The organism is Prevotella sp. ICM33 (assembly GCF_000517825.1).
GTDB classification, from domain to species: domain Bacteria; phylum Bacteroidota; class Bacteroidia; order Bacteroidales; family Bacteroidaceae; genus Prevotella; species Prevotella melaninogenica.
On sequence record NZ_JACD01000054.1, the window covers coordinates 44,214 to 56,820 of the forward strand.

A 12,607-nucleotide genomic window follows, 5' to 3' on the forward strand; every position below is an offset into this window, starting at 1 on the left:
TATGGAAGAACAAATCGAAGTGAAAGAACTCGACAGTGTTGTAGTGCACTTTTCTGGTGACTCAGGTGATGGTATGCAGCTTGCGGGTAACATTTTCACCACTGTCTCGGCTACAGTCGGCAATGGTGTATCTACTTTCCCAGACTATCCAGCTGATATCCGTGCCCCGCAAGGCTCCTTGACAGGTGTGAGTGGATTCCAGGTTCATATCGGTGCGGGCAAGGTTTATACGCCTGGTGACCTCTGTGACGTTCTTGTAGCAATGAATGCTGCTGCGTTGAAGATGCAGTATAAGCATTGTAAGCCTAACAGTACAATTATTATTGATACTGATTCATTCGGACAGCGTGACCTTCAGAAGGCTGAATTCCGCAGTGATGACTATTTAGGCGAGATGGGTATCGACCCTGATCGGGTAGTGGCTTGTCCGATAACAAAGATGGTGAAGGACTGTTTGGCTGATACTGGTATGGATAATAAGTCTATGCTAAAGTGCCGTAATATGTTTGCCTTGGGTCTTGTCTGCTGGCTTTTCAATCGTGACTTAGAGTTGGTAAACAACTATCTTGAGACAAAGTTTAAGAAGAAACCAGCCATTGCAGAGGCGAATATAAAGGTAGTACGTGCAGGATATGACTATGGTCATAACGTACATGCTTCTGTTCCTAATACCTATCGTATTGAGTCAACAGTGAAACAGCCTGGCCGTTATATGGATATTACGGGTAACAAGGCTACTGCTTACGGTCTGATGGCTGCGGCTGAGCGTGCTGGCTTGCGTCTTTTCTTAGGTTCTTATCCTATCACTCCAGCAACAGATATCTTACATGAGTTGTCAAAGCATAAGTCAATGGGTGTGACAACCGTACAGTGTGAGGACGAGATTGCTGGTTGTGCATCGGCTATTGGTGCTGCTTTCGCTGGTGCTTTGGCTGCTACTTCAACCTCTGGTCCGGGTATCTGTTTGAAGAGTGAGGCAATGAACCTTGCACTTATTGATGAGCTTCCATTGGTGATTATCGACGTACAGCGTGGTGGTCCGTCAACGGGTATGCCTACGAAGAGTGAGCAGACCGACCTCTTGCAGGTGCTTTATGGTCGTAATGGTGAGAGTCCAATGCCTGTCATTGCAGCTACAAGTCCTACCGATTGCTTTGATGCAGCCTATAACGCTTGTAAGATTGCATTGGAACATATGACACCAGTAGTGCTCCTTACCGATGCATTCATTGCTAATGGTTCTTCTGCTTGGAAACTTCCAAACATCGAAGATTTGCCAGAAATCCATCCACACTTCGTTACAGAAGACCAAAAGTATAAGTATACTCCATACAAGCGTGACCCTAAGACATTAGCACGTTACTGGGCTATCCCTGGTACGGAGGGCTATACACACATCCTTGGTGGTTTGGAGAAAGATGGTGAGACAGGTGCTATCTCAACCGATCCAGAGAACCATGACAAGATGGACCACATCCGTTGGAACAAGGTGGCACGTATTCCTGTACCTGATTTGACAGTTTTAGGCGACAAGGATGATGCTGATTTACTCATTGTAGGCTTCGGTAGTACATACGGTCATCTCTATTCAGCTATGGAGGTGTTGCGTGGTAAGGGACATAAGGTTGCTTTGGCACAGTTCAAGTATGTGAACCCATTACCAAAGAACACAGCAGAAGTGCTTAGTCGTTACAAGAAAGTCGTTGTTGCAGAACAAAATCTTGGTCAGCTTGCAGCCCTCTTGCGTATTCGTATCAACCACTTCGCGCCTTATCAGTATAACCAAGTTAAGGGACAACCATTCGTTGTCACGGAGTTGGTTACTACTTTCGAGAAACTCCTCAAGGCTCCACTGCCAAAGGAAGAAACTGGTACTTTCTATACGAAGATACTTGAGTAAGGGAGTTGACGAGTAGACAAGTTAACGAGTTTACAAGTTGCTTGCGACGTTGATAAGTCTACATGTTGACGAGTTAACGAGTTAACAAGTTGCTTGTTAAGAGTTAAGCGAATAGAAGTAATCATAATTGTGAATTATGAATTTTGAATTCTGAATTAATGGTAATCATAATTATGAATTCTGAATTTTGAATTCTGAATTAAATTAAAAGTCATGAATCAATATACAGCACAAGATTTTAAGAAGGGACAACCACGTTGGTGTCCTGGCTGTGGCGACCATTTCTTCCTTGCCAGCTTGCAGAAAGCAATGGCAGAGTTAGGTGTTCCACCTTACGAAACAGCCGTTATCAGTGGTATCGGATGCTCAAGCCGATTACCTTATTATGCTAATACATACGCTATGCAGACCATTCACGGTCGTGCAGCAGCCATCTCTACAGGTGCAAAGGTGACCAACCCAAACCTTACCATCTGGCAGGTTTCGGGCGATGGTGACGCACTTGCCATCGGTGGTAACCACTTTATCCATGCGATGCGTCGTAATGTGGACCTGAATATGATTCTTCTGAACAACCGTATCTATGGTCTAACGAAGGGACAGTATTCACCAACCAGTCCACGTGGCTTCGTTTCTAAGTCAAGTCCTTATGGTACTACGGAGGACCCATTCCACCCAGCAGAACTCTGTTTCGGTGCGCGTGGTAACTTCTTCGCACGTAGTGTTGCCAGCGACAATACCGAGACAATTGAAATCCTCAAGGCTGCTTATCTACATAAGGGTGCTGCCGTGTGTGAGATTTTACAAAACTGTGTTATCTTCAACGATGGTTGTCACAACTCTGTTTATACCTCACAAGGTCGTAAGGAGAATGCTATCTATGTCAAGCATGGCGAACCATTGATCTTCGGTCCCAACCAAGAGTTTGGACTTGTACAAGAAGGCTTCGGCTTGAAGGTGGTTAAAATCGGTGAGAACGGTATTACTCGCGATGATATCCTCGTACATGATGCTCACTGTCAGGATAATACCTTGCAGTTAAAGCTCGCAATGATGAGCAACGAAGACGGCTTCCCTGTAGCCCTCGGAGTTATCCGTGACGTTGAAGCACCTACCTATGACGCTGCTGTCAATCAGCAGATAGAAGAGGTGAAGGCACAGAAGCATTATCACACCTTTATGGAGATGCTCGAAACCAATGATATTTGGGAAGTAAAAGAGTAAAAATTTAAGACGAAATACACTTGCACGAAAAGAGGAAAAGATGTAACTTTGTGGACAACCAACCATTTAAGACATCATGAGTAGACTAACCTCATTTCTACATAGCAGGTGTGCGATACAGACAAATGCCACTTCCTGGCGCACGAGTGTTGCGTTAGGAGTTGGCATTTTTTTGTTTCTTTACCTCCTACAGCCATTTGGAATCAGCCAGTATCGGGGTAATACATTCCTGATGTGTCTTGGTTTTTGTGTCATGACTATCTTCGTTCAATGGCTTTGTGCTTTCCTTTTCTTCAAAAGACCATTACGAAAAAATGTCCCAATCACCAATGGTTATATAATTCTTTATAGTATTGCTATTGAGTTGGCAATGGCAATCTCTATGACGCTCTATGCTGCTTTCTTCTTCCAGATGCCATTAACATGGCGGCTATTCAGTATATTCTTTTATTGGACCTTCCTTGTTTGGGTAATCGTTACAGCTATTTTTACGTTGGTAAACTATAACCGTATGTTGAATAGTAGATTGGAAGAAATGATAAAGAAGACTACTGATGAGCAGGAGGATATCCTTATCACGCTGCATGATCAGAACCTGCGTGGAACCGACCTCACGTTGCCTATTAACAATCTACTCTATATCGAAGCTCGAAAAAACAATGTCTGCGTATGTTATCTAAAAGGAGGTAAGATACAAAAAACCGAACTTCGTTCTACGTTGACAGCCTTGAAAGATGACCTCCCTTACGATAATATCTTTCAGTGTCACCGTTCCTTCCTTGTGAATATCAATAACATTTCTTCTGCAAAAGGCAATTCCAACGGTTATCAGCTGCGCCTTTCAGGTTGTGATGACTTTATTCCGGTCTCCCGCACCTTTGTTCCCGGTCTTCGCCACTTCGTTGGTTAATATCTATCCATTAGTATATATTTCTATTTTTTACAAACAGCTTATTCCCTTATCAATAGATGTTTGTAAACTATTTTCGTGTAATTCAAAATCAATATATGCTCCTTTGGCTTCTAAAAGACGCCTAATTGACTTGCAAAAGATGCCCTTTTAAGATCCAACTAACGCCCTTTTGAAATCCAATTAAGCACCTTTTCTTCTACTACCCTGTAACCAATTGATTTCCTGTCGGTTACAAACCTACTTTTTATCCATGTTATTGTCCTTATTTATAGCTGTTTTGTTTGATAACATGTAATGATTTTTTAATGCACAATCTGTGTTTTTGAAGTATTAAGATGAGAAGATTTCCTGTTGCCTTAGGATGATAATAGAATAGACACCTGAGAGACTCAGCTATGTTTTTCTCAAATGAGCAACTTCTGTCCTTCCGTCAAAGCTATACGAAAAGCAGGTTCTTCCGAGATCTGGAGTGCTCAACTAAAAGTCTTATGTAATAGGCACACGGAGTCACGAAGGGAACGGAGGTAAACGCAATGCCACGGAGGTGCCGACGGCACAAAGAGCGACGGAGGTGTAGCGTACAGATTCTTGATAAGTTTTGGGATAAATGATTTGGGTATAAAGTAACTAAAAAAGTGTGCAAACAAGCTTCGTCGCTCTATGCACCGACGGTGCCTCCGTGCCTTCCACTGCTTTGTTTTATAATCCTCCGTCCTCTCCTTTACTCCGTGTGACATTTCGTCAGAGACCTAACCTTAAGTGGTAAATCTTATCACTCCAAAATCCTGAAGACCCGAAAAGCACTCACACATTTAACGGAAGAATTCAAAAAAAAGGCACATAAAAGACTTTATATTGCTTTTATGCACCCTTCAGTGTTTTATTGACGTGTCCCGATAGGATTATACGTTCAATGCTGTGTTCTTCTGTAATGCTTGTGATATTGTTGCAAAGAAGTCATTTATCTCTTCCTGCTGATCCTCTTGGAAGGTATTTCTTTTCCTGATTTTCAGTTTAATTGATTCTCCATTAATAATGAAAATGAAGTGTTTCTGCTGTTCGTCAAAGCCAGCCCGTTCTATGCTTGTCATAGGATAATAAACTATATCCCATTCTGACTCTTCATTAGGAACGATTCTATAAAAGCCTGGTATAGGCCGAGGAAGAACAGACATTATATACAGGTCGTCATCATTGTAGGCAACGAGTGCGACATCAGCTTTCCCCATTATGCCCAGAGGATACCAAAACTCTACACACTTGATATTGCTTGTGTCGATAGTAGGATACTTCTTTGCAATAAATTCCATTGCCTTTGCTGTGTAGACTCCCTTACTATTCTTGCCTTTTCTATATACATAGAGTATCAACGAAAAGGCAATAACGGCCATCGCAACAAACATGAAAATAAACGGAATAATACTTTGACTCATAATCTTAATGATTTATATGTTATTAATTATTTATTTTAGAGTAACTTTTAGCCATGGGCTATCAGGATGTTTCATAAGCCATTTCATTACGTTACAAAAGCCTAAGACGTCTCGAACCTCTGGTGAATAAGCCCAGAAACTACGGCCGATGATATAGGAACGTCCGAACTCCTCCCATGTGTTGAATGTGCTAATGGCTCTTTGATACGCTCTCTCGAGGTAGTTCCATGCCTCGTCTGCCTTTAAATAGTTCACTTCTACGCCAACACGTACGAGATAGGCAGCACGCCCTATATCCCATCCTATAACGTCTTTCCCTGTTATGACATCCCATGAAGTTATCAATTGATTGGCGAGAAGAGTGTCAAGATCAGCAATATAGTTGTTCAACATATTGAGCAAGTCGCCTAAATCTTCTTCCTCGGTAATGTGATACTTACCAGCAATACCAGCCATTGAGCATAAGCGTTGTTCCTCTGTATTGATATTACTATCCTCTTGTAACTCTGCTATTATCTCTTCTTTAATAATAGTAATGTCAGCCGAGCGAATACGTCCGAGTAGTGTCTCTATGGTATCGCAGAGTCCTTGACGGTCTGTGATGCCCCATCCTTGTTGGAGAAAGACCTTCGCACGTGAACGAATCTTAGCCGAAAGTGTAAAATGATTACCTCCCTGTTGTTCTTGGTATTGTGCACTTAGGGAGATACGGCGTAATTGTTCGTCAGTTAGTTTACGTGAGAAGTTGAATAGTCCCATTATTGTGGCTTTAAAAATATAAGTTCAAAGGTATGAAAAATCATTAGAAATGACGAAGCTATTATTTTCTTTAACATTTATATAGAGGTTGTCTACTCTATTCTTCTCTGACTATTGTAAAGCAATTCCTTTATAATTGAGTTTCCTGTCATTGCTGTCATTCATTATGATGACTTAACTTGTTAAATCCCATTTTGAATTTTAAATGGTAAAACGATGTGAAGTAAATCTGGTATAAGACATAATGTTTTTTCAAGTATCTATCTGTGTTTTTGAAGTATTAAGATGAAAAGATTTTCAGTGATGGAGAATAATAATAGAATAGGTAGTCGAGAGACTTAGCTATGCGTTTGTTTAATGAGCAACTTCGGTTTTTCCGTCAGAGGTATACGAAAAGCATTCATACATTTAACGGAAAAACTATTTGTATTGATTAATATGATGTGGCTGTTAGCAAAATTACTGGTTTTTCAGAGCATTTATGTTACGGTTCAATTTGATAATCTCGGCATACTGTTGGCTGACAATTTCACGCAACAATCGCATCTCTTCCGTCATGTCTTGTAATACTTTTGATATGTCCGTAACTTGCTATTTCATAGGTATAAAGGTACAAAGAAAATCTGAAATACGCAAGAAAATTGAGCATCTTTATAGTCTTTATACGAAGATTTTAGAGGAAAAAATACAAATAGGTTAATACCGCTGAATGGTTACCAAACACAGTTAAAATATCAAGAAAACATAAATTTTAAAAAAAACTTTTTTTTCATTGTTATAAATAAAAATTATTTATATATTTGTACCAGACTTGCTACTATAAACAAAATAATAATTTGAGAAATACAAAATTTCCTTATGACAATTGGCGCACTGCTGATCCAGGACATATTCATTATAAATGGCGATTAAATGATGAAGACTCATGGCATTGGTTTCGTTAAATATTAAGTAGTACAAATTTATGAAATATTTTATTTTAAAGTGGTCATCAGAAAAAAAGCAGAACAATAAAACAAAACGAAGCTTATGGTGTCGTTTGCTGCATAAGATGATCGTTCCACTCAGTGCAAATCCTGATTTTGATGATAAAATAGAGGATGTTACTCTATGGTTTATTGAATATGACGATGTGGTAAATCATATTGCAAACAGAGAAATTGGATTTGCTAAAGATGGTAGGATTATTGTAAAAATGCCAGACGATAGAAATTATGGTTATTGGCTGGATACAAATTGCGAATTGGAAGATTTCAAAAAGATGGGTATAAATATGATAACCGAAAAAGAATTTAACGACTTATGGAATTCGGTCTATTACGATAGAGAAGCAAAAGAATTCAAGCAGACTGTTATCAAAAATGGAGACTAAAGAATGTATGCAATCTTGCCTTCACGGACATTTTGGGCAGCATCCTTTACGTTATGGATGAGAAGGGCACGAAAGTCTTCGATGCTTCATACGATGCGTGGGGGTAAGCAGACGGAAACGCTCAACACCATTGGGCCTGCACTGTGGTTGCATGGGGCATGAGATGCATAAAAAGCGGATTGGGTTTATTCCACGAATTTAGCAAATTGCAAAATAGAACAGTTCAATTTGGTAATAACCCTAACCAAGTGCATCATACATTTAGACATGTGGATGATATGGGTCTTAACAGAAACATGGTGCGAAGTTCCGTTATAAATGTTTTGAAACGTATAAGTAATTTTCCTGTAGGTAAACCAGTGAATAGAATAATAAATGTGTCAGGTGACAAACTTCAATATACTGTATTCAAAAGGTTGGAGAATGGTGAATATATTTATAATATAGGTCGGATTTATGGAATATAAAAGAAAAATTTTTCCTGAGGAAGTAGCTCTTATTGCCTTTCTAGCGTCCAAAGCTCAATTCCAATTAGAAAGTAATTGGGAAAATAAATTTATCGCTTATCCTCTCACAAAAGAGAAAATAGGCAGTATTGGGCTTTTTAAAAATAACCAGAAATATACTCGAAGACAAAGTAGAGTTCTTTCATGTTGCAAGTTTCATGATGTTGATAATGTTGAAGTAGCGGTTTATCTTTTAATAGATTCTAATGATACGCTCTATGAATTAGATTTTTGGAAGGTAGATGATTCAGAAATTTGCCATATTCCTTCCGTAGACTCTATGGAGGATATCCCGCAGATATAATCAGACATGAAATGAACTTAACTTAACCAGTGTATTCGTATCTGGCGTATCTGGTTCGACATTGGGAGCAAAGGTTGATACGGCGATAGGAGCATGGTTTGGAGGTGTTGGTGCTATTTCTGGAGCAATCATAGGAGGTGCTGTAGGTGGTATTTGTGGATCTTTTGGTGCCAGTTGGCTAGGAGTAGGAACTGTTGATATGATTTATGGAAGGTAATATTTCACACATTCCAGTAAAACAAGATGGGCACAATTTCTTTATGGCTCACGTGCAAGTTAGTAGAAAAGGTTATAGTATTCTACATAATATGACAGGAACAGCCTCTATATTAATTAACAATAAAACTATTTTACACCATATTATAAAGCTGTAAATAACTTTATTTTATATAGAGGTTATCCACTCTATTCTTCTCTGTCTATCGTAAGGTAATTCTTTTAGAATTGAGTTTCCTGTCATTGCTGTCATTCGTTATGATGACTTAACTTGTTAAACTACAGTAGGGTTATGCGAAGTGTTAAAAGTGACAGCAAACTGAAATAAAAATTATTCTTGTAGAAATGAGTAGTGTGTGTCTTCTTACTTTAGTCAGAAATATTACATCATTCTCTTAACTATCCAACGAACTAAGCGTGTTAGTTGTTCGTCCCAAAAGATAGTATTTCAGCGGGCTTGATAGTTATTTAAACCACTTTTTTGCTGTCTGTCCCTATTATTTGGAGGCAATCAAAAGCTTTGATACATTTGCAACAGAAATCATTGTTTCACTTATTAAAATCAAAGCGTATGAAAACTTTAGTTTCTAAAATCGTCGTTATCGTTGCCCTCATGTGCGCAACCAGTATGAATGCACAGAACAATAATCAGTTCGATGCACAGTTAAAAACAACTTTAAGTAATGTCAAGGCAAACGTACCTACATCTATTGTAAAGGTAATGAATGACTTGAAACACATGGAAAATCAGTATCCTAATGCTTGGCTTCCTACCTATTATCGTGTGTTCTATGCCCTTCAGTATGCTGCTCGAGACCCACAGAGCGATTATTCTTCTTTATTCTTAGACGCAGTGAAGGATGATGTCGAGGCGCTACAAACAAAGAATGACGTTGACCGTTCAGAGCTGTTTACATTGAAGGGGTTCTATTACACGGCCCTTATCACACAGAATCCTGTTGAGAATGGTAAACTTTATTACCGCGATGCAATCAGTTGTTACAAGTCAGCTATTGCCATTAACCCAACAAACCCTCGCCCTCGTATTCTTCTTTACATGTTCTTTGATATTATGAGCAAGCAGACAGGACAGCCGAGTATGAATGGTCCAAAGGATTTAGAGACTATCAAAGAGCTGTTTAGCAAGGAAAAGCAGAATGGTCTACAGCCAGCATGGGGACGTAATCTGATAGACTTTTGCAAGTAGAAGTAATCTGCTGAAGACATTAAACTCATAAAGATTGGGGGCGTACCAAGTGTATGCCCCTTTCTTTGTGAGGTCTTTTAGTACACAAAGAAATTATGCTAATAGATACTATAAATCGTCATCAAGTCTTCATAAAACAGAAGATAAAGAGTATAGATTTGCTCTCTTTAAGAAAAAAATGTATCTTTGAAGCCTAAAAACAGATATTATTGAAAACAAAGAACGATTTAAGCTATGGCAAATTCATTAGACGAAGTGACAGGACCAGTTAATGATGCTGGCCGTGATGTACATGTAATAGACAAGCAACTTCCTGTTGAAGTTGGTTTTGGTTCAACCCTTTTCCAGATTGCTTTGTGGGTAGTTGGTCCGGTATTGGTATTGTTGTTTGTGCTGTTATTGGGTAGTACGATGACAAATCCATTGCTTGTAGGTGTTGTAGGCTGTTTGGTGGGAATTCTTCCAGGTGTTATCTTTATCTTTATGAAGATATCAGCTCGTAACTATTTCCAGAAGTTAGAACAGCGTATTCAGGCTGAGGCATCTAATATAGACAACTATTTGGAACAGCGAGTGCAGATACTGCAGAACGTAGTTGGATTGGTAGAACGTGCTATCGACCTTGATAAAGACGTGATGAAGGCTGTTGCAGCTCTTCGTAGTGGTGGTGTGAACGAGGGTAACAGAAGTGATGTGAATGCACAAGTAAATACAGCCTTCGGTCGACTCTTTCCACAGGTTGAGGCTTATCCAGAGTTGAAAGCACACAATGCCATTGCTGATGCGATGCAGCAGAATAACTACTTGCAGCGTGAGATTACGGCAGCTCGTACTGTTTATAACAGTCGTGTGACACAATGGAATACTGATATCTTCTCTTGGCCAACAAAGATGATTGTTGCTGCTCAGCAGGGTTATACAACTCGCATACCATTTACTGCAACAGCAGAAACACGAGAGGCAGCGAGAGGTAAGTTCTTCTAATACTACAGAAGTAAATGATAGAGGATATATATGATCCACTAAACGAATACATCAGCACCTTCAAAGATAAGTTCAAGAAGGTGGCTGATGAAACCTTTAATGCACTTGCTGACGAGGCGCAGGTTGATGTTGAGGCTAATCGTGAGACGTGTCGACAAATCTATGCAGGAGAGAAGAATCTTGCGGATGTGTCTGGTCGTATTACGATGTGGACTATCGTGTGTGTCATTCTGTGGATAGCTGTGGTGGCAGGTGGTGCTGTTGTATATGTGAAATGGAATGAGTTTCCAATGGAGCATCTCTTGATGATAGGTGGAGGAGCGGTCTTATTGCTTGTCTTTCTATTACTCAAGGTACATCCAAAATTGAAGTCCTTACGTACTCAGCACAATGAATTAGATAATAAGGTGAAAACTTTGAAGGAACAGGCATGGAATCAGATGGCTGCTCTGAATAGGCTTTACGACTGGGATGTCTTTACGCGTATGATGTCGAAGACTGTACCCAGACTGGAGTTCGACCCTTATTTTACGACACAACGACTGGCAGACCTTCGTAAAACATACGGATGGAACGACTCTTTTAATACCGAGCGTTCTGTGCTTTATTCCCATTCTGGACTTATTAATGGTAATCCTTTCGTCATCTGTCGAACACGAAAGATGGAGATGGGAGAGAAGACTTATCACGGTCAGAAAACCATTTTCTGGACAACAACAGAGACGGGTCCTGATGGAAAGCCACGTACTGTGTCTCACTCAGAAACCTTACATGCCAGTGTAACAGCGCCTTATCCTAATTATTTTGAGCGTACAAGGCTTATTTATGGTAATACAGCAGCACCCGACTTGACCTTCTATCGTAAGCCAAGTGGGCTGGCAGGAAAAGAAGGTTCGTTACGTTATAAGTGGGATCGGTTTATGTTGAGACGTAAAGCACGCAACCTTGAGAGTGGCGATTTTGCGATGTTGACGAATGAAGAGTTTGAGGTTGCGTTCAATACAAGTAATCGTAATAACAATCAGCAATATGCTTTACTCTTCACACCATTGGCACAACAGAGTATGATGGCATTGTTGATGGACGAGAAAGAGGGCTATGGTGATGACTTTGATTTCGATAAGCATTACATGATTAATACTATCATGCCAGAGCATCTACAAATGTTAGACCTCGATATGAACCCTGCTCAGTATCGCAGTTTTGACTTTGAGAAGGCTAAGAAAGACTTTTACGAAATCAATGAGAGATACTTCCGTGCTATCTACTTTAGTTTTGCACCCTTGTTGTGTGTACCGATGTATCAGCAGATACGACCACAGAAGGATATCTACGGACATGATATGGAACAGAAGAGTTCGTTCTGGGAGCATGAAGCATTGGCTAACTTTTGGGGACAGGAGAATTTCCAACATCCTGATTGTGTAACTCCTTGTATTATGAAGACTTCTTCTGCGGCACAGGGGGATGGCAGTACGCTGATTAACGTGACAGCTTATGGCTTCCGTTCAGAACGTCGTATGTCATATATTAGTAAGTATGGTGGTGACGGTTCATGGCATGATGTACCCGTGGAGTGGTATGAGTTCTTACCTGTTGAGGGCAATGGTCGTATTATGATGCAGGAGGATGAGACGCAAAACGATACCGATATGAGTCAGAAACAGCGTATGAGCCATATCAGTGATGTCTTACAGAAATCGCACTTGGATGTTTATAGAAGGCATATTGCCTCTAAGATATAACGATGAAGGAAATGAATAAAAAAACAAAGGACGATAAAAGCATC

11 protein-coding genes are annotated in these 12,607 nt (G+C 40.0%); 9 read left to right on the top strand and 2 right to left on the bottom strand.

The genetic code is table 11. The features are described 5' to 3' along the window. Position 1: 1 nt before the first annotated feature. From HMPREF1505_RS06390 to HMPREF1505_RS06400, 3 genes are all read left to right on the top strand, one after another. A complete protein-coding gene (locus HMPREF1505_RS06390) occupies positions 2-1,900 on the top strand; it encodes a 2-oxoacid:acceptor oxidoreductase subunit alpha (RefSeq protein ID WP_036923789.1) in 1,899 nt (632 codons plus the stop codon). 213 nt (positions 1,901-2,113) lie between these two features. Continuing rightward, positions 2,114-3,124 carry a 2-oxoacid:ferredoxin oxidoreductase subunit beta gene (locus HMPREF1505_RS06395; protein WP_036923790.1) on the top strand — a complete coding sequence of 337 codons (1,011 nt, stop codon included), beginning with the start codon at positions 2,114-2,116 and terminating at the stop codon, positions 3,122-3,124. Positions 3,125-3,200: 76 nt separating this feature from the next. Beyond that, a complete protein-coding gene (locus HMPREF1505_RS06400; RefSeq protein WP_036923791.1) occupies positions 3,201-4,034 on the top strand; it encodes a LytTR family DNA-binding domain-containing protein in 834 nt (277 codons plus the stop codon). A 905-nt stretch (positions 4,035-4,939) separates the two neighbouring features. Here the strand turns inward: HMPREF1505_RS06400 and HMPREF1505_RS06405 are convergent. Both HMPREF1505_RS06405 and HMPREF1505_RS06410 read right to left on the bottom strand, forming a co-directional pair. Continuing rightward, positions 4,940-5,470 carry a hypothetical protein gene (locus HMPREF1505_RS06405; protein ID WP_036923792.1) on the bottom strand — a complete coding sequence of 177 codons (531 nt, stop codon included), beginning with the start codon at positions 5,468-5,470 and terminating at the stop codon, positions 4,940-4,942. Between the two features lie 30 nt (positions 5,471-5,500). After that, positions 5,501-6,229: a DUF1266 domain-containing protein gene (locus HMPREF1505_RS06410; RefSeq protein ID WP_036923793.1), complete on the bottom strand. Its 729-nt coding sequence runs from the start codon at positions 6,227-6,229 to the stop codon at positions 5,501-5,503. A gap of 964 nt (positions 6,230-7,193) precedes the next feature. On the opposite strand from HMPREF1505_RS06410, the gene HMPREF1505_RS06415 reads away from it, so the two are divergent. The 6 genes from HMPREF1505_RS06415 to HMPREF1505_RS06440 all read left to right on the top strand — a co-directional run bounded on the left by HMPREF1505_RS06415 (position 7,194) and on the right by HMPREF1505_RS06440 (position 12,563). Next, positions 7,194-7,601, top strand: coding sequence for a hypothetical protein (locus HMPREF1505_RS06415; protein ID WP_036862139.1), 408 nt, complete (start codon positions 7,194-7,196; stop codon positions 7,599-7,601). Positions 7,602-8,057: 456 nt separating this feature from the next. Beyond that, on the top strand, positions 8,058-8,411 hold the full coding sequence (locus HMPREF1505_RS06425; protein ID WP_004359294.1) for a hypothetical protein: 354 nt from the start codon (positions 8,058-8,060) through the stop codon (positions 8,409-8,411). A 61-nt stretch (positions 8,412-8,472) separates the two neighbouring features. After that, the gene (locus tag HMPREF1505_RS13150) at positions 8,473-8,628 is read left to right on the top strand and encodes a hypothetical protein (protein WP_155948921.1); all 156 of its coding nucleotides are present in this window, start codon (positions 8,473-8,475) and stop codon (positions 8,626-8,628) included. Positions 8,629-9,198: 570 nt separating this feature from the next. Further along, positions 9,199-9,834, top strand: coding sequence for a hypothetical protein (locus HMPREF1505_RS06430; RefSeq protein ID WP_036923795.1), 636 nt, complete (start codon positions 9,199-9,201; stop codon positions 9,832-9,834). A 234-nt stretch (positions 9,835-10,068) separates the two neighbouring features. Next, complete coding sequence (locus tag HMPREF1505_RS06435) at positions 10,069-10,818, top strand: LemA family protein (RefSeq protein ID WP_013264589.1); 750 nt, start codon at positions 10,069-10,071, stop codon at positions 10,816-10,818. Between the two features lie 14 nt (positions 10,819-10,832). After that, positions 10,833-12,563: an MAG1210 family protein gene (locus tag HMPREF1505_RS06440; RefSeq protein ID WP_036923796.1), complete on the top strand. Its 1,731-nt coding sequence runs from the start codon at positions 10,833-10,835 to the stop codon at positions 12,561-12,563. Positions 12,564-12,607: the final 44 nt, after the last annotated feature.